The organism is Mangrovibacterium diazotrophicum, from assembly GCF_003610535.1.
GTDB classification, from domain to species: Bacteria; Bacteroidota; Bacteroidia; order Bacteroidales; family Prolixibacteraceae; genus Mangrovibacterium; species Mangrovibacterium diazotrophicum.
In genome coordinates, this window is the sequence record NZ_RAPN01000001.1 from 3,477,452 (window position 1) to 3,495,665 (window position 18,214).

An 18,214-nucleotide genomic window follows, 5' to 3' on the forward strand; every position below is an offset into this window, starting at 1 on the left:
ATTAAAGTTTTAGTGTTAAACCGAGCATGTAAGTCCGGGCGTTCGGGTAGCTGGTATAATCGATACCAACCGACTGGTTGCCGTCCGATTCTTTATTGGAATTAGCCAATGGGTCGAAGCCGTTATACTTGGTGATGGTCAACAAGTTTTGGCCGGTTACATAAACGGTCAGGCCGGACAACCATTTAATCTTGCTCGTATTCAGGTTGTAGCCCAATCGAGCTGAGTTCAGGCGGACAAAGTCTGATTTTTCGAGGTAATAAGTTGAAATTTGAGGTGAATTACCGGAGTCTGCTCCCGAATTGTAATACTCTTTCAGAACGTTGCGGTCCGACTGCAGGTTGTTGATGTTTGTAGCCGTAAAGTTGGTATTGTTGAACAGGTATGCTCCGCTTTGTCCAATGATGGAGAAAGAGAAATCGAAACTTTTCCAATTCAACTGACTGTTCAAGCCATACATGAAATTCGGAAGGGCTCCCTCTACAATTACGCGGTCGTCGCTGTCGATACTTCCGTCGTTATTGGAGTCCTGGTAAATTTCGGCTCCGTCTTCATCAAAACCGAGTTGTTTCAATAAATAGAAGGAACCGATTTCGTAGTTGCTTTTATAGATGTTAGCCATTACGCCGGATTGTCCCGGACCGGAAATCGAACCTGAATACATTTCGCTAACAGGCAGATCCTTAATTTTATTGGCAAGTGTTGTTCCGTTGATGTCAACACTCCAGCTCAGGTCTTTGTGCTTGATGATGTGGTATCCCAGGGTAAATTCGACACCTTTATTGATAATCTTCGCGTCAACGTTTTTCCAGACATCATCCGTCGGGCTCAATACAGGAGCAGTAATGTTCAGGATCGCGTCTGTTGTTGTTTTGTTGTAATAGTCGAGCGAGCCGTACAGTTTTCCGTTCAACAATTCGAAATCGAAACCAAAGTCGTATTGGGTTACAACCTCCCAGTGCAGATCGGGGTTTGCTGTCCGGTTCACGGTAATACCATTGGTTACGGTACCGTCAACCAGGTTGTAGCCGTTGCCGCTTGATAACGAGTAGCTGGCTTTTGTAATCTTATTGGGGACCTCCTGGTTACCGGTTTGCCCCCAACTTAAGCGCATCTTCAGGTTGTCGAAAACCGATTGGTTCTTCATGAAATTTTCTTCCGACAGATTCCATCCCAAGGCAAATGAAGGGAAGTAACCGTACTTTTTATCCTCGCCGAAGCGGGTTGAACCATCAGCGCGAAGCGACGCAGTCAGCATATATTTCGATGCAAAGGTGTAGTTAGCACGGGCAAAATACGACTGTAGTTCGTTTTCCTGAGCACTACCGGAAATGTCCGATGACGTGTAGCTGGTATAGTCCGGATTGTATTTGGGCTTGATGCCGACACCTTTTTCTTCCAATCCTTCTACGGAGAAACCGGTTTCCTCAGCTTTAAATTTCTGGTACGAGAAACCGCCCAGCACATCAAGTTTATGTTGTCCCGAGGTAAAGGCCCAGGTCAGGTAGTGCTCAATCAGTTCGCTGCTGTTATCCAGGTTCGATTGGGCAAAAACACCATTCGGGTTGATGATTGTCTCGTTTTTATAGTAAGTGGTGTTACGTTCTGATGTTGAGCGGTCAACGGCGTAATTAATTTTGTAGGTCAAGCCTTTAAAAATCCGGAATGATGCTTCGATATTTCCGATTGTACGCAGGGTATTTGTCTCATCTTCATAAAGGTAGAGCAAATACATCGGGTTGAAGTTTTGGGTCAGGTTGAAGTTGGTGTAATTGCCCTCCGAGTCGAAAACCGACTGGGTTGGGTTTGCCATCAACATGTGGGTAATCAGCTGGCCGTTGGATCCGGCGTCATCGCTCGATGGAACACCAGTTTCGTTCATTTGGCTGACTGCCAGGTTCAGTTTCACTTTCAAACGGTTATCCGGAAGAAAGGATTCCTCGGCATTTAACCGGGCAGAGATTCGTTTGAATGAGCTGTTTTCTATAATCCCTTCCTGGTCGATGTGACCAACCGAAGCATAATAGCTGCCAGATTTGGTTTGTTTTGAAAACGACAGTTCGGTGTTCGTGGTTATCGCCTGGCGGAATACTTCGTCTTGCCAGTCGGTACCCGAGCCGTGGTTGTATGAACTTTCATCGCCAACAGCTTCGCGATACTCGTCGGCACTCAGCAAATCAATTTTCTTTGGTAATTCTGATACCGCTGCGTATGAGTTCACAGAGATGGTTCCCTCTCCCTTTTTTCCTTTTTTTGTCGTGATCAGAACCACACCGTTCGAACCGCGAGCTCCGTAAATGGCTGCTGCAGAGGCATCTTTTAATACGTTGATCGATTCAATGTCGCTTGTGTTGAGGAAGTTCAATGGGTTTTTGGCCGACGACGATCCAAAGCCGATACTACCTCCGGTTGGAGTCACATCGTTGTTTGACAAAGGAACTCCGTCAACGACGAACAAAGGGGTACTTCCGCTTCGGATGGAACCTAAACCGCGGATTTGAACATCGACACCACCACCTGGCTCACCCGAGCTGTTGATGATGCGAACACCAGCAACTTTACCTTGCAGAAGGTTGTCCGCGGACGTGGTAATCCCTTGTTTAAAGTCCTTCGGTTCAATGGTTGCAATTGCTCCGGTAACATCTTTCTTTTCCTGGCTTCCGTATCCAACAACTACCACTTCGTCCAAGCCTTTGCTTTCGGCTTTCATGGTCACATTCAAGGTTTCTGAAGCAATAATTTCCTGGCTTTCCAAACCGATGAATGAGAATACCAATATTTGGCTTTTCCCGCTCAGGTTGATGGTGTAGTTACCGTCCAAGTCGGTTACCGTTCCGTTGGTGGTACCTTTTTCGACGATGTTTACACCGGGGAGCGACTCGCCATTTTCGTCAACGACGCGACCGCGAGCCGTTTTCACCGATTTTTGTTCTTCGTCGGGATTGGCGAGTTTTTTCACCATCACCAGCTGGCCGGCAATGTTGTAGCTGAGTTTCGCTTTGGCTGCCAGGTCGTCCATTACGACTTCCAATTCCTGGTTGCGATGATCGATAGAGTAAGTTTGCTTGTCGGCGATAACTCCTTGTCCGTAGCTGAATTTGTAGGAAGTTTCGCTTTCCAGTCGCTCGAAAATGTCGGTTAACCGGCCATTTTCAATTTTCAGGTTAATGCTCCTGTTTGTTTTAGTTGCGGTGCCCGACCATCCGTATGGGATGGACACCAGCGAAAAAAGCAGGAACAAAGTTGCTTTAAAAGCAAAATGATTTAATTTTGAACACATGTCTTTTACGAATTGATTTAAAAAGTATTTGACTATTGACCGTGGTTGTGGGCGCAATCACGGTTTCTGTTTTTATCACTGAAGAGATTGGATTATTGGTGCGTTAGATTTCCGTTGCATGGGCGCATCTTATTTCTTTTCCATGGATTTCGAATTTTAAATTGGTGATGTAATTCAATTGTTCTACTATCGAGTTTAAGGAGGCGTCGCGGGCAATGTAAACTGTGGCTCTTGCTTCGAGCTGTTTGGTTTCCACCCGAATGGTATCAAGGTTGAATTTCTGTTCGATCAGATTCAGGATCGTTTCCAGCGACTGATCTGCAAGTGTAATGTCGCTGTTGTACCAGGGGCTGATTGCTGCCGGGCTGACTTTGCCAACAGACAACTTTCCGCTGGCCGAGGAATAGTTGACTTCCTCCAGGGGAGTGAGGTCGACGCTTTCCGAATCGGATGAAACATTGACTTTACCCGTGTGTACAGTCACGCGGTAGCCGTTAATTGCCGTGTGTATATTGAAGGAGGTTCCGAGTACCTTGGTTTTTATTGCTCCGGAGCTGATAATGAATGGTTTTTCAGGGTTGCGGGCAACTTTGAAAAAAGCATTTCCGCGAACCAAAGTCACCTTGCGCCTCTCGGTGTTGAAACGGTTGTCGTAACTTAGTTCCGTTTCAGGACTTAGAAATATGACAGATCCATCGGGCAGCAACAGTGAGTCGGATTGAGCTTCGGTGCTGAAACTATACTGTTGGAGTGGCTCGGGCGTGAATTTTATCCAGGAGTACACACCGATAAGCAATAGTAAGGAAGCGGCAACGGAAATCGTCCATCGAATTTGCTGTTTGCTGATGGCGTGGAAACTTTTCGTTCGGGTTTGGTTCAGGATCGCGTTATTGATCGACGAGAAAACTTCCTGTTGATTGCCCATTTCTTTTTGTTCCCATTGTAAATTGAATTGGTCGTCGCTGACAAAATCATCCAGCAAGCGCTTTTCTTCCGGGCTTGATTTTTCGTTCAGGTAGTTATCAATCAGTTTGTCGAGTTTGTGTGCTCTGTTTGCCATGAGATCCTTCTTTCGTATTTGTTTCCGTGAAGAAGTACCGCAAACTGCTCCAGCGTACCATCCGGAACGATTACATTTGAGTGAACGATCGATTAAATTGAAAAGGGAGTTTTCAAAAAGTTGAATTGTTCCGATGTTGAACCGTTCAAACGTGTTGTAAGATCCACTCCGGGAGAAAGGCTGGGCTAGTTGTTGCGCAGTTCGGTGCGCACTTGTTGAAATGCTCTGGTCAGTTGATTTTTCACGGTTTGCCGGGAAAGGTTGAGCTGTTCGGCTATTTGGTCGATACTTAATTCATGAAAGCGGTTGAGGTGAAAAATTTCACGGCAACGATCTGGTAATCGGTCAATAGCTTGGTGAAGGCGCAGAATCAATTCGGGTTCATAGTCATTTTCGTGCTCGGTCAGATAGTCTTCGAATTTCTCTTGCAGCACTTCGAGTTTCATTTTCCGGTCGCGGTAGGCTTTGAAAACCTGGAATTTGACCGCCTGGAACAAATAGCTTTCGGGTTGCTGGATTTCCAATAAGTGACGTTTTTCCCACAAATCGATGAAAATGGTTTGAACAATAGATTGTGCGAGTTCCCTGTCTTTTGTGAGTCTGAAAGCGTAAATGAAAAGTTTTTCCCAATGTTCAGAAACCAGCCTGGTAAAAGCTTTGGTGTCATCGCGGCGAATCAAGGATAGCAGTTCGTGCTTGTGTTCAGTTTTCATAGAGCTTGCGAACTTTTGGTTTCGGGTTCAAAAATAGAATGCTGACATTCCATCCTTTTCAAGAATCGGTTACGATTTAAACAAGTTTTTATTACTTTAATTTAATTGGAAGGCCTTTAGCACGGACGAAAACACTGAAATGAATGCTCAAAAACAGGTGTTCTCTACAGCATAAGTAATGTTACAAATGTTTGAATTGTTTTATCTTAAAAAACGATTTACTGACTTAAAACAGACAATTATGAAGCCAAGACATCCTGATACGGAAATTTTTCCCGTCGAAGTATTTGCCGGCACAAGTATTCAGGCCGCAATGTTGAAAAGTATGCTTGATGATGCCGAAATTTATTCGTTCCTGAAAGATAATATTGTAGGAACACTAACTCCATGGTGGACCGATCCGGGCGGTGCCGGGGCAGTAAAAGTTATCGTTGCTAACAGGGATTTGGATGAGGCGAAGGTTGTTGTAAAAAAGTTTGTGGATAACATGACGCATAACTAGGTTTATTCAACGATAAGTTTTTAAAAAATGCATTTGACAGGGCCGGATTTCCGGCCTTGTCTGTTTAACTTTGGGCGAAAAATAGAACGTCATGAAAAAATTGGTTGTTTTGTCGGGTGCCGGGATGAGTCAGGAAAGTGGTTTGCGCACCTTTCGCGATATGGGCGGTTTATGGGAAGAATACGATGTGATGGATGTCGCTACTCCCGAAGCCTGGGAGCGCAATCCGGAGCTGGTGAACCGCTTTTATAACGACCGCCGCAAACAATTAATCGATGCCAAACCCAACCAGGGGCATTTTCTGCTGGCTGAGCTGGAGAAGGATTTCGATGTTCATGTGATTACCCAAAATGTGGACAACCTGCACGAGCGTGCCGGAAGTTCCAAGGTGCTACACCTGCATGGCGAGCTAACCAAAGTTCGCAGTTCGGTTGATCCCGATTTGATTTTCGAATTGGATGGTTGGGAGTTGAAGCTTGGGGATAAGTGTCCCAAGGGGAGTCAGCTTCGTCCGCATATTGTATGGTTTGGCGAAGCTGTTCCGGCAATGGACGAGGCAGCTGAAATTGCCGCCCAAGCCGATATCTTTCTGGTTATTGGGACTTCGCTCAATGTGTATCCGGCGGCAGGTTTGGTTCATTACACAGCATCAAGCTGTCCAATCTATGTGATTGACCCGGAGCGTCCCCCGATTTCGATGAAAGGCGTCACCTTTATTGAAGAGAAAGCCGGAGCGGGTATGCTGAAACTGAAGAGTTTGCTCGGACAATCTTAACGCTTTTGAATTGTTTTTTTAGTTGATTCTTAGTCTCATTCGCTTTTATTTGTTTTGCCTGAGACAGGAGGCGTTTAACCGCTGATTTTCGTCTTTTCACGGATTTTTGTGAAAGAATCTTGTCGAAACACGAAATTTTTGCGGGCGATTTGCAACGGAGCCAGAATTTTCTTGTCAACTAAGAGAAACAATTAGAACTAAACAATGATTCAGAAAACGATTTGCCTGCTGGTGATTCTGTCAGCAGGGATTACTACGCTTTGGGCGCAACAGTCGCCCGTCGAAAAGCCCACGCGCTTCAGTATTAGTGGGCACATCAAAGATGCCCGAAACGGCGAGAGCCTGATTGGCGCTACGGTTTTCGTTCAGGAAACCGGCAACGGAACTGCCAGTAACACCTACGGCTTTTATTCCCTCTCCCTTCCAACCGGAAATTATACCCTTGTTTATTCTTTCGTTGGCTACGAGTCTATCCAAAAAGAAATTTACCTGGACTCCAATCGTCAGGAAGAAGTAGAGTTGGAGCCGTCGGCTGAGTCTTTGGACGAGGTGGTCGTTCAGGCTGAAAAGAAAGACCAAAACCTGAGCCGGGTAGAAATGGGTGTCGAAAAACTTCAGCCCAAGCGAATCAAATCAATACCGGCATTGATGGGTGAGGTGGATGTGATTAAGGCGATCCAGATGTTGCCCGGCGTGCAGTCGACCAGTGAAGGTGGTTCCGGATTTAGCGTCCGTGGTGGAACGCCCGACCAAAACCTGATCCTGTTGGATGAAGCAACGGTTTACAATGCCTCGCACCTGATGGGTTTTTTCTCGGTTTTCAACAACGATGCCATCAACGATCTACGTTTGTACAAAGGTGATGTGCCTGCTCAATATGGGGGGCGATTGTCTTCCCTGCTCGATGTTCGCATGAAAGACGGGAACTCGAAGCAGTTTGCCGGGACTGGTGGTATTGGAACCATCTCGAGCCGTTTGACTCTGGAAGGGCCGATCAAAAAAGATCAAACGACTTTTTTGGTTGCCGGCCGGAGGACCTACATGGACTTGTTTCTTCCCTTGGCCAGCGATGAAAATGCCCGCGATAGTAAATTGTATTTTTACGATTTGAACCTCAAGTTCAGTCACCGGATTAATGAAAATAACCGGCTATTTTTGAGTGGTTATCTGGGGCGTGATATCATGAAAAGCCCCGATTTTCGAATGGGTTTCGGTAACAAAACCTTCACAGTTCGCTGGAATCACATCTTTAACCAAAAGCTTTTCATGAACCTGACTGGCATTTGGAGCCGCTACGATTATGAACTCGGAACCTCGGAAGATGAACCGGAAAGCTGGTTGTGGGACTCTGACCTGCAGGATTGGGGGATGAAAGCCGATTTCAGCTATTTCATCAAGCCCGATAACATGCTGTATTTTGGAGTGCAGTCCTATTATCACACCTTTAACCCCGGATCCGCCAGGGGAGTTGGCAGCCAGTCGGTGTTTTCCGAGTACACGATCCAGCGGAATTACGCGTTGGAGCATGCAGCATACTTGTCACATCAGTTCAATGTTGGTGAAAAAGTGGTTGTGAAGTACGGCGTTCGGGCATCGCTTTTTCAAAATATGGGAAAGGCAACGGTGTACAGTTATGACGATCAATATGAAGTGAGCGACTCAACCTTTTATAAAAGTGGCGAGATCTATAAAAACTTCTTCGGGCTGGAGCCGCGCCTTGGCATTAACTACCGGATCGATGGCGACTGGTCGTTGAAATTCAATTACAACCGTTCGCGCCAATACATACAGCAAGCCTCGAACTCAACAGCTGGCAGTCCGCTGGATGTTTGGTTCCCGGCAAGTCCGAATATCGCGCCGCAGATTGCCGATCAGTTTGCATTCGGTGTTTTCAGGAACTTCCGGAACGATGTTTTTCAGGCTTCCATCGAGGCTTACTACAAGGACATGCAAAACACCATTGACTTCGCTGACCATGCGGATTTGTTGCTGAACAAGTATATGGAAGGTGAGATTCGGACAGGTTCGGCGAAAGCCTATGGTTTGGAGTTTTTGGTGAAAAAGACGGAGGGGCGTTTGACAGGTTGGGTAGGATACACCCTTTCCCGAGCCGAGCGCACCATCGCTGAAATTAACGACGGCGAAACCTATGTGGCACCTTATGACAAGCCGCATGAGATTAATACAGTTCTTTCGTATGAAATTAGCCCCCGGGTTTCGATGTCGGCCAACTGGCTTTACGCCTCCGGGCAGCCAGTTACCTTGCCGGTTCAGCGTTACGAAATCAACGGAACGATTATTCCACTTTACACCGAGCGCAATGGAAGTCGCTATGATGCCTACCACCGCCTCGATGTGTCGTTGACGCTGCAGGGTAAAAAGAATCTGCAACGAAAATGGAAAGGCGAGTGGGTATTCTCTATTTACAACCTTTACAACCGGAAGAACACCTGGGCGCTGAATTTCAAACAGGATTCAGAAAATCCGAATGAAACTTACGCCGAGAAAACCTATTTGTTCCCAATTATTCCGTCAGTTACTTACAACTTCAAATTTTAGCCGACCATGAAAACACGATATCTACTTTTCACTTTAGTAGCCTTTCAATTTCTGTATACCGCCTGTACCGAACGCGTTGATATTGATTTGGAAGAAGCCGGCGATCCTTTACTGGTTGTTTTTGCCGAGATTACCGACGAGCCGAAAGCACAAGCCGTATACTTGAGTCGGACAGCGCCGTATTTTGATAATCAGGAACTGCCGGTTGTGAGCGGAGCGGAAGTTTATTTGAGTGACGGAGAAAAAGAAGTTCAGTTGACTGAAAGTCTGGAAGAGCCCGGAATGTATTTGACGGAGGATGGGTACGCGGGTATTCCCGGAAAAACATATACGTTGCGCATCGAGAACGTTGATGCCAATGAGGATGGTGTTGTTGAAAGTTACATTGCAGAATCGGTCATGAACCCGGTTCCTGCAGTTGATAGCGTGAGTGTGACTTACAACGATCGGTGGGAAGGCTGGGAGGTTGAACTTTATGCCCAAGAGCCAGGCGAAACAGAAGATTTTTACCTTTTCAAAGTTTATAAAAACGGAGAATTGTACACCGACTCGCTACAAAATTATTGGGTGACGGATGATAAGTTTTTCAACGGGAACGATATTGAAGGGCCAATTGTACAATATTTTGACGAAGAGAATGATGAAATGGTAGCCGACGGCGATACTGTGATGCTGGAGATGGCTGCCATTACCAAAGAATACTACGATTTCATTAATGGTGTTTTGGCTGAAGTGAGCACGAAAGTTCCGATTTTCAGTGGTCCGTCGGCTAACCCGGAAGGAAACATCAGTAATGGGGCATTGGGCTTCTTTTCGGCACAAGCCATTTCGCGTGGATCGACCATCTACAAGGAAGAATAGTCAGGCAATGGCGAGGGTGAGGACACTGATCCGTGCATCGCAAGCTGATTTGATGGCCGAGGCGCAGGCTTCGATTGTGGCACCTGTTGTGGCGACATCGTCGACCAGGATGAGGTGTTTGCCGTTGAATTTTGCCGGATCCCGAGTCTCAAAAATTCCTTCAACATTCTGCCAGCGTTCCCAGCGAGATTTGCGGGTTTGGGTTGAGGTGTGTGAACTTCGAATCAGATTGGTGTGATCAATCGGGATGTTGAGTGATTGGGACAGGCCGAGAGCAACGTGGTAGCTCTGATTGTAGCCACGTTTTCGCTCTTTCTTCGGGTGCAGCGGAACCGGACAAATGAGGTCGGCAGTTCTGATTTGGGGATCCTGTTGCAAACTCGCACCGAAGAGCTTCCCTGTATATTCGCCCAATTCTTTTTGTCCGCGGTATTTCAACTCGTGTAAGATTTGCTGATAGGGACTGCCTTTTTTGAACTCGAAAAAAGCGCAGGCCCGTTCAACCGAAACCCGTCCGTAGAATAGTTGTTCCATCGGGTTGTCGGTGGTTTTCGCGTGATTTGTCCGGGGCATGTGCAACAGGCATTTCAGGCACAGATACTGTTCGCTTTGAATAAGCTTTTGCTGACAAACCACGCAACTACGAGGGAAAATGAGTTCGAGGAATTGGTTCAGACTTTCTTTGATCAGATAGGCCATTTTAATTTTATTCTAACAAAAAGTTACGAAAAAATAGTTTTGTAACCGCTGCTATTCGTACGTTTCAGGGAATCAGGCTAAAAGTGCTGTTTTTGAGCATATTAGTTTTGTAATAATAGCTTTACGTTTTGTTAAAACTGAGGTAATATTCGACTATTGTGATTTAACAAATGGTTGATAGTCTGATAATTTAATCGTAAACGGATGGTTGGTCAATGTTCGTAGTTTTAAATCGTCAACAAGATGGTAAATCAGTTTTTACATGTTTTACGAGTTTCTTGTTTTATCACACTTGTTGAACACCGATGAACAGCCTGCATTTTTTTAAGCAGCAGTTCGTCAAAAATTACCTCCCTTTCCCTTTATTTTAAACTTATTCCCGGAAGGTTGCTTTTCCCGGCAACCTTTTTGTTTTTCCCAACTCAACCTTGTTTCGAAAGGATGGCCTGATCGTAGCTTGAATATCCGCATGTTAAATGCTGGTTACACATGGGGATTCCGGCTTCGGTACTCAAATTTTTCCTATATTTGTGGAATTTTTAAAAAATAGGTCAAAATAGGATTCTAATGAGCGATAAATTCCGCGAATACAAGCAATTAGATCTCTCTCAAATCAATAAGGACGTACTGAAGAGATGGGAAGAAGATGATACCTTTCATAAAAGTATTTCAACCCGGGAAGGAAACCCGACTTTTGTTTTTTATGAAGGTCCGCCATCTGCAAACGGAATGCCGGGGATTCACCACGTGATGGCCCGCGCCATTAAGGATACATTTTGCCGCTACAAAACCATGAAAGGTTTTCGTGTTCACCGCAAAGCCGGTTGGGACACGCATGGTTTGCCTGTTGAGCTGAGCGTTGAAAAGTCGCTTGGCATCACCAAAGAAGATATTGGTACAAAAATTACCGTTGAAGAATATAACGCAGCCTGCCGCCGCGAGGTGATGAAATACACCCGCGAGTGGGAACAGCTGACTCGCCAGATGGGCTATTGGGTGAATATGGACGATCCGTATATCACCTACGATAACCGTTACATTGAGTCGGTTTGGTGGTTGCTGAAACAGTTGTTTGACAAAGGTTTGTTGTACAAAGGTTACACTATTCAACCATACTCACCTGCTGCCGGAACCGGCTTGAGCTCGCACGAGTTGAACCAGCCGGGTTGTTACCGCGATGTGAAAGACACTACTGCAGTGGCGCAGTTCTCAGTGATTCGCGACGAAAAATCAGAGTTTTTGTATGAAGGTGTTGAGTCGCCATTGTACTTTATAGCCTGGACGACTACGCCATGGACTTTGCCATCGAACACAGCACTTTGCGTTGGACCGAAAATCACCTACGTAAAAGTGAAGTCATTCAATCCGTATACCGGAGAACCAATGACGGTGATCCTGGCTCGTGACTTGTTGTACAGTCATTTCGATCCCAAAAATACTGAACTCAATTTTGATGATTATAAACCGGGAGACAAGAAGATTCCTTACGAAGTTTTGGAAGAGTACTCGGGTGAGCAATTAGCAGGTGTAGCTTACGAACAGCTGATCGATTGGGTGAAGCCAAACGGTAACGCCTTCCGCGTGATTACCGGCGACTTTGTAACTACTGAAGATGGTACAGGTATCGTGCACATTGCGCCTACTTTTGGTGCCGACGATGATCGCGTAGCCAAGCAAAGTGGCATTGTCCCTCTTTTGGTCGTTGACAAGGACGGAAAAAACCAACCGCTGGTTGATAAGACAGGACGTTTCTTCCTCATTGAAAAAATGGATGAGGCTTTTGTAGCGAGTAACGTCAACACTGCCAGTTATGCTGAGTTTAGTGGCCGTTTTGTAAAAAATGCCTACGATGATAGCCTCACTGACGATGACAACACCGTTGATGTGGACATCGCTGTGATGCTGAAGAAGGATAGCAAAGTGTTCAAAGTTGAGAAGCATGTACACAGCTACCCTCACTGTTGGCGTACCGATAAGCCGGTATTGTACTATCCGTTGGATAGCTGGTTTATTCGCACTACAGCTGTTAAAGATAAGTTGATTGCGTTGAACAACACCATCAACTGGAAACCGCAATCGACTGGTACCGGCCGTTTTGGTAACTGGTTGGAAAACCTGGTCGACTGGAACCTGAGCCGCTCGCGTTTCTGGGGAACACCGCTTCCAATCTGGCGTACAGAAGACGGTTCGCAAACCAAGTGTTTTGGTTCTGTTGAGGATCTGTTTGCCGAAATTGAAAAAGCAGTGGCTGCCGGTGTGATGGAGAAAAATCCGTATGCAGGTTTTGAGCCCGGCAAATACGAACCGACCAATTACGATAAAATTGACCTGCACCGTCCGTATGTGGACGACATTGTGCTGGTTGCCGAGAATGGCGAAAAGATGTTCCGCGAGCCCGACCTGATTGACGTTTGGTTCGACTCGGGTGCGATGCCTTACGCGCAAAACCACTACCCCTTCGAGAACAAAGAAAAATACCAGCCGGCAGAAGGACGTGGGGTGTTCCCTGCCGACTTTATTGCCGAAGGTGTGGATCAAACTCGTGGTTGGTTCTTCACGCTGCATGCCATTGCAACGATGATCGACGAGTCGGTTGCGTTCCGCAACATCATCTCAAACGGTCTGGTGCTCGACAAAAACGGTAACAAAATGTCGAAGCGTTTAGGTAACGCAGTCGATCCGTTCGAAACCATCGAACAATACGGTTCCGATCCGCTACGCTGGTACATGCTGACGAATTCGGCACCTTGGGACAACCTGAAATTTGATGTGGGCGGAGTTGACGAAGTTCGTCGTAAATTCTTCGGTACATTATATAATACATACAACTTCTTCGCGCTTTACGCCAATATTGATGGCTTCAGCTTTAAAGAAGAAGAGATTGCATTGGCAGAACGCCCGGAATTGGATCGTTGGATTATTTCCCTGCTGAACTCGCTGATTAAAGAAGTGGGCGAAAGTTTGGAAACTTACGAGCCAACACGTGCCGGTCGTGCGATTTCTGAATTTGTAAACGAGAACCTGAGTAACTGGTTTGTGCGCTTGAGCCGCAAACGTTACTGGGGTGGCGAGTACGATAAAGACAAGATTTCGGCTTATCAAACGTTATACACCTGTTTGGTAACTGTGGCTAAATTATCTGCACCATTGGCACCATTCTATTCCGATCAGTTGTACACTGATTTGAATAAACTGACTGGTTTGGAAACGGATCAAAGTGTGCATTTAGCTGAATTCCCAATGGCTGACGAAGCCAGGATTGATAAGGACCTGGAGCAAAAAATGGATATTGCGCAACGTGCTTCGTCCATGATTTTGGGTCTGCGTCGCAAGGAAAAGCTGAAAGTGCGTCAGCCACTGGCAAAGATTATGGTTCCGGTGTTGAACGCTCACTTTAAAGAGCAGTTTGAAGCGGTTGAGAATATCGTTCTTTCCGAAGTAAACGTGAAAGAAGTGGAATACCTGACCGATACTGCCGGTATTATTAAAAAGAAAATCAAGCCAAACTTCAAGACCCTCGGGCCGAAGTATGGTAAGATTATGAAGCAAATTGCCGGATCGGTAGCGCAGTTCACGCAGTCTGATATTTCGGAACTGGAGAAAAGCGGCAGCTTCAAATTGACAGTTGCGGATCAGGAAGTGGAATTGACACCGGCAGATGTTGAAATCACAACGGAAGATATTCCGGGATGGCTGGTTTCAACAGAGGGTGAATTAACAATTGCGCTCGATATTAATATTAGCGAAGAATTGAAACAAGAGGGTATTGCCCGCGAGTTTATCAATAAGATTCAAAATATCCGCAAGGAGAGCAATTTTGAAGTAACTGACCGGATCTCGCTGAAAATTGTTAAACATGATTTTTACAATGCGGCGGTTGAAAGCTTCAAGGATTATATCAGCAGTCAAACCTTGTCGGCTGATTTAACATTGGTTGATTCGTTGGAAAACGGACAGGGTCAAACTGTTGAGATTGATCAGGACGTTGAGGCCTGCATTTTTGTTGAAAAAAAGAGATAATTCGGCGGTTTAGCGCGCGCGCGATTCAGCCGGATATCAAATATATTTTATAATTTAGAAACCGAATGAGAGCGAAAGATCATTCGGTATGGAACTAACGAACTAAAATTTATTGGTATGGCTGAAAAGACCAGATATTCGGACGCTGAGTTGCAGGAGTTTAAGGAGCTCATTCTAGGTAAACTTGCCAAAGCGCAAAAGGACTATGAGCTTTATAAGAACTCCATCACACACAGCGATGGGAATGATACCCAGGATACTTCTCCTACATTTAAAGTGTTGGAAGAAGGGGCCGCAACTTTGTCAAAAGAAGAGGCCGGAAAGCTGGCTGCACGCCAACTGAAATTTATCCAGCATTTACAGGCAGCGCTAATCCGTATTGAAAACAAAACGTACGGTATTTGCCGGGAAACCGGAAAACTGATCGCCAAAGAGCGATTACGCGCGGTACCTCATGCAACATTGAGTATCGACGCCAAGAATAAACAAAAGTAAAAAGCGAATTGCATGATATGATTGGAAGATACTCTCTTCCAATCTTTTTTTTGAATACGAGTAATTATGTCGAAACTACAAAAGTCTGTTCTTATCATTGTTGCAGTGCTTGTGATTGATCAAGCGCTGAAGTTTTGGATTAAGACCAACATGTTTCTGGGAGAGGAATTTTCGGTTATCGGGAATTGGTTTTTGATCCATTTTGTTGAGAACAACGGAATGGCCTTCGGTTTTGAGTTTGCAGGAGACTACGGAAAAATATTTCTGAGTTTGTTCCGGATTGTTGCCGTGGTAGGAATTGCCTGGTATATGTTGAAACTGGTGAAACGGGACGACATTCCCATGGGCTTTATTGCCTGCGTGGCATTGATATTTGCCGGGGCTGTTGGTAATATTATCGACAGTGCTTTCTACGGAATTATTTTCAATGATAGTTACGGGCGTGTGGCAGAGCTTTTCCCTGAAGGCGGAGGCTATGCTTCGTTTTTGCACGGCAGAGTAGTGGATATGTTCTACTTCCCGCTGTTGTCGGGACACTACCCATCCTGGATTCCGATACTTGGAGGTCAGGAATTTTTGTTCTTCCGCCCGGTCTTCAACGTAGCCGATTCAGCAATTACAGTTGGGATCTTCAGTGTGATTATTTTCTATTGGAGATTATTCAGCCGTTTAGACCAGGATAAAAAAGGAAAAGAGGAGCAGGAAGCTGCCTGAATAAACAGAAAAGCTTGATTTTCGACAGGTTCGAATTTTCAGTTTTTGTTTGTGTATTTAGTCTGAATATCGTAAACTTGCAATCCGAAAAAAAGGGGTGATTCCGAATGCAAATTGAACTAATTTGCGGCTATCCCCGATGCTTCGGTGCAATTGGTTAGAACACCTGACTCATAATCAGGGAAGAAAAGTTCGAAAGACAAAGAGAAATAAAAATATTCAGGGCCTATAGCTCAGTTGGTTAGAGCACCTGACTCATAATCAGGGAGTCACTGGTTCAAGCCCAGTTGGGCCCACAGTAATAAAGGAGAGATCGAGAGGTTTCTCCTTTTTTGTTTTACCGCAGTAATTGTTGTGTTTTTAGTGGCTAGCAGTCTTGCTCCAGCGGAAGCGAAATGATAAAAGTAGTTCCTTTTCCGATGGTGCTTTCAACCCGGATTTTGCCATTGTGTTTTCCAACGAAGTCATTGACCAGTATTAATCCGAGGCCGGTGCCTTGCTCGCCAAAGGTTCCCGGGGAGCTTGTGTGATTCTCAAGTGAGAAAAGGTTAGCAATCTTTTCTTGCGCCATGCCCAGTCCTTTATCGGCTACTGACAGTGTTATGAACCCTTTGTCTCTCTCTGCGGCGATTTCTATTTCTCCTTTCTCCTTCGAGTATTTGATGGCATTCGATATCAAATTCCGGAGAATGGTTTTCAACATCGCTTCGTCGGCCATAATTTGCAGATCGTCTTCAATGTTTATCGAAAGGAGGATGTGTTTCTTCTCCAAAGGAGAGGCGAATAGTCCGGTGGCTTCGTCAACAATTTTAGACAAAGCCAAGAATTGGGGATGAAACTCCATACGTTGAAGTTGAGAGCGGGACCAGTCCAACAGGTTGTTTAAAAGCGTAAAACTATCGCCCAAAGCCTGGTGAAATACCGAAGCATACATCTCCACCGTTTCGTAGTTTTTCTTCTCAATTTCTTCAATCAGAAACTCGCTCAGGGTGAGGGCTGAGCCAATCGGACCGCGCAGATCGTGTGCAACAATCGAGAAAAACTTGTCTTTCGTTGCTACAGCCTCATTCAGCTGCGCGTTTTTGTGCTGCAGTTTTCGATAGAAAAAGTAGATGATAACAGCAATCAGCAGTGCCAAAAAGATTGTCGAGATCATGATGGTCTGAGAAGTTCGGTGCTGCCGTAACCGTAAAAAGTTAATCTCGTTCTGTTTTTCAAGTTCTGCGATTTCACTGTTCTTCTCATCAATTTCATAAATTGACTGTAACTGCTCCATCTTGATTTTGACCGCGCCGAAAAGAAGCGAATCCTGGATTTCGATTTGTTTATTTTGGGTGTCGACAGCTTTGCGCAGGTTGTTCAAATTCAAATAGACTTCGGTGAGCTTTGCGTAGATATCTGTTTGAAGTCGCTTTTGTTTGTTCGCGATCGCCAGCTCCAGTGCCTGATTCAATAAATCGAGTCCTGTTGTGGTTTGCCCTTGGGCCGCGTGGCACAAACCCAGGTATTCGTATACAGGGGGTTGTCCCATCAGGTCACCTGAGTTTTGTTTTATGCGTAACGATTTGTTCAGATAATCCTTGGCAGCCGAATAATTACCTCGTTCATACTCAATCTTGCCCAGGTTTTTATAGGCGTTTGAAATACCGTATTGGGAGCCGTTTTCAGTAAATGTTTTTAGGGAGTAATCGATGTTCTCAAATGCTCTCGAGTAGTCGCCAGACTTCATATTTAGCAACCCGATTTGTTCGTAGCATATCGCGATACCGCCTTTGTACCCGTCAATTTCAGCAATCCGTTTATAAACTGTTAAGGCATTTTGAAAGTGTTCCATGGCTTTGTCCGGTAACCCCAAATCCACATAGATCAATCCCAACAAGTATGATGCCCAGGCTGCACCTTCATTAAAATCGGTTTTTTCGTAATTCAGTTTCGCTTTAATAATGTACTCAATCGCCCGGTCGTAAAGGCCGTTGGTTCGGTAGATATTACCCATGATCGAGTAAGCGGTAGCCAACGTCTTGTGGTTTTCAGAGAGTCGTCCGAAGCGCAGGACGTCGCGAAAAGATTCCAAAGCTGTGGCCTCTTCTCCTTTGCTTTGGTGGATGATGCCTTCCCGAAGCCTGACATCTGCTTTTACCCAGTTATCGTCGATGGCGTTGGCGACCGTTAACGCAGAGTCGTAGTACGATAGCGCATTGCTGGTTTTTTCCTCTGTTTCGAGTATTCGCCCGAGGCTGAAATAACCATGTTCAATCAGGGTGTTATTTCCGGTTTTCTTAGCGTCGATGAGCGCCTGGCTGGCAATTTCTTCGGCCTCGTCGGGACTGCTATCTGCCAATTGAACAGAGAGTTCCAGCTGTTTGGTGATTTTTTCCTTACCGGTGGTGTTCAAGACGACATTACGTAAACTATCGATTGTTGGTGTGCTGAAAACGACCGGGTTAGTGGTCACAATCAGAACCAGCAAGCTAATCGAAAATGGGAATATACGTAGTTGTTTGCCGGGCATTTGTTCAAGCGCAATTTTACAAGG

General features: G+C 45.5%; 12 protein-coding genes and 1 tRNA gene. 8 read left to right on the plus strand and 5 right to left on the minus strand.

What is annotated here, in order from left to right; genetic code table 11:
* Position 1 precedes the first annotated feature (1 nt).
* From BC643_RS13660 to BC643_RS13670, 3 genes are all read right to left on the minus strand, one after another.
* A complete protein-coding gene (locus BC643_RS13660; protein WP_120273615.1) occupies positions 2-3,280 on the minus strand; it encodes a SusC/RagA family TonB-linked outer membrane protein in 3,279 nt (1,092 codons plus the stop codon).
* A 103-nt stretch (positions 3,281-3,383) separates the two neighbouring features.
* On the minus strand, positions 3,384-4,340 hold the full coding sequence (locus tag BC643_RS13665; RefSeq protein ID WP_120273616.1) for a FecR family protein: 957 nt from the start codon (positions 4,338-4,340) through the stop codon (positions 3,384-3,386).
* A 185-nt stretch (positions 4,341-4,525) separates the two neighbouring features.
* Positions 4,526-5,053, minus strand: a complete 528-nt coding sequence (locus BC643_RS13670) for an RNA polymerase sigma factor (RefSeq protein ID WP_120273617.1) — start codon at positions 5,051-5,053, stop codon at positions 4,526-4,528.
* A gap of 241 nt (positions 5,054-5,294) precedes the next feature.
* Between BC643_RS13670 and BC643_RS13675 the strand changes: the two genes are divergently transcribed.
* The 4 genes from BC643_RS13675 (at position 5,295) to BC643_RS13690 (ending at position 9,750) form a co-directional block, all read left to right on the plus strand.
* On the plus strand, positions 5,295-5,555 hold the full coding sequence (locus BC643_RS13675; RefSeq protein WP_170154552.1) for a putative signal transducing protein: 261 nt from the start codon (positions 5,295-5,297) through the stop codon (positions 5,553-5,555).
* Between the two features lie 91 nt (positions 5,556-5,646).
* Positions 5,647-6,330 carry an SIR2 family NAD-dependent protein deacylase gene (locus BC643_RS13680; protein ID WP_120273619.1) on the plus strand — a complete coding sequence of 228 codons (684 nt, stop codon included), beginning with the start codon at positions 5,647-5,649 and terminating at the stop codon, positions 6,328-6,330.
* A gap of 204 nt (positions 6,331-6,534) precedes the next feature.
* On the plus strand, positions 6,535-8,889 hold the full coding sequence (locus BC643_RS13685) for a TonB-dependent receptor (protein ID WP_120273620.1): 2,355 nt from the start codon (positions 6,535-6,537) through the stop codon (positions 8,887-8,889).
* Positions 8,890-8,895: 6 nt separating this feature from the next.
* Positions 8,896-9,750, plus strand: coding sequence for a DUF4249 domain-containing protein (locus BC643_RS13690; RefSeq protein WP_120273621.1), 855 nt, complete (start codon positions 8,896-8,898; stop codon positions 9,748-9,750).
* Here the strand turns inward: BC643_RS13690 and BC643_RS13695 are convergent, their stop codons facing one another.
* Positions 9,751-10,449 carry a ComF family protein gene (locus BC643_RS13695; protein ID WP_120273622.1) on the minus strand — a complete coding sequence of 233 codons (699 nt, stop codon included), beginning with the start codon at positions 10,447-10,449 and terminating at the stop codon, positions 9,751-9,753. It abuts the gene before it with no gap.
* A gap of 567 nt (positions 10,450-11,016) precedes the next feature.
* On the opposite strand from BC643_RS13695, the gene ileS reads away from it, so the two are divergent.
* From ileS to BC643_RS13715, 4 genes are all read left to right on the plus strand, one after another.
* On the plus strand, positions 11,017-14,469 hold the full coding sequence (gene ileS, locus BC643_RS13700) for an isoleucine--tRNA ligase (protein WP_120273623.1): 3,453 nt from the start codon (positions 11,017-11,019) through the stop codon (positions 14,467-14,469).
* A 117-nt stretch (positions 14,470-14,586) separates the two neighbouring features.
* Positions 14,587-14,964, plus strand: coding sequence for a TraR/DksA family transcriptional regulator (locus BC643_RS13705; RefSeq protein ID WP_120273624.1), 378 nt, complete (start codon positions 14,587-14,589; stop codon positions 14,962-14,964).
* A 66-nt stretch (positions 14,965-15,030) separates the two neighbouring features.
* Complete coding sequence (locus BC643_RS13710) at positions 15,031-15,678, plus strand: lipoprotein signal peptidase (RefSeq protein WP_120273625.1); 648 nt, start codon at positions 15,031-15,033, stop codon at positions 15,676-15,678.
* Between the two features lie 222 nt (positions 15,679-15,900).
* Positions 15,901-15,974: transfer RNA gene (locus tag BC643_RS13715), tRNA-Ile, on the plus strand.
* 71 nt (positions 15,975-16,045) lie between these two features.
* On the opposite strand, the gene BC643_RS13720 is transcribed toward BC643_RS13715, so the two are convergent.
* Positions 16,046-18,190 (minus strand): tetratricopeptide repeat-containing sensor histidine kinase, encoded by a 2,145-nt coding sequence (locus BC643_RS13720; RefSeq protein ID WP_120273626.1) that lies wholly within the window; start codon positions 18,188-18,190, stop codon positions 16,046-16,048.
* Positions 18,191-18,214: the final 24 nt, after the last annotated feature.

Bases quoted from the DNA above. Each gene is read 5' to 3' on its own strand.
- BC643_RS13670 (WP_120273617.1), bottom strand. From the start codon at position 5,053: ATGAAAACTGAACACAAGCACGAACTGCTATCCTTGATTCGCCGCGAT.
- BC643_RS13680 (WP_120273619.1), top strand. From the start codon at position 5,647: ATGAAAAAATTGGTTGTTTTGTCGGGTGCCGGGATGAGTCAGGAAAGT.
- BC643_RS13675 (WP_170154552.1), top strand. From the start codon at position 5,295: ATGAAGCCAAGACATCCTGATACGGAAATTTTTCCCGTCGAAGTATTT.
- ileS (WP_120273623.1), top strand. From the start codon at position 11,017: ATGAGCGATAAATTCCGCGAATACAAGCAATTAGATCTCTCTCAAATC.
- BC643_RS13695 (WP_120273622.1), bottom strand. From the start codon at position 10,449: ATGGCCTATCTGATCAAAGAAAGTCTGAACCAATTCCTCGAACTCATT.
- BC643_RS13720 (WP_120273626.1), bottom strand. From the start codon at position 18,190: ATGCCCGGCAAACAACTACGTATATTCCCATTTTCGATTAGCTTGCTG.
- BC643_RS13710 (WP_120273625.1), top strand. From the start codon at position 15,031: ATGTCGAAACTACAAAAGTCTGTTCTTATCATTGTTGCAGTGCTTGTG.
- BC643_RS13665 (WP_120273616.1), bottom strand. From the start codon at position 4,340: ATGGCAAACAGAGCACACAAACTCGACAAACTGATTGATAACTACCTG.
- BC643_RS13660 (WP_120273615.1), bottom strand. From the start codon at position 3,280: ATGTGTTCAAAATTAAATCATTTTGCTTTTAAAGCAACTTTGTTCCTG.
- BC643_RS13690 (WP_120273621.1), top strand. From the start codon at position 8,896: ATGAAAACACGATATCTACTTTTCACTTTAGTAGCCTTTCAATTTCTG.
- BC643_RS13685 (WP_120273620.1), top strand. From the start codon at position 6,535: ATGATTCAGAAAACGATTTGCCTGCTGGTGATTCTGTCAGCAGGGATT.
- BC643_RS13705 (WP_120273624.1), top strand. From the start codon at position 14,587: ATGGCTGAAAAGACCAGATATTCGGACGCTGAGTTGCAGGAGTTTAAG.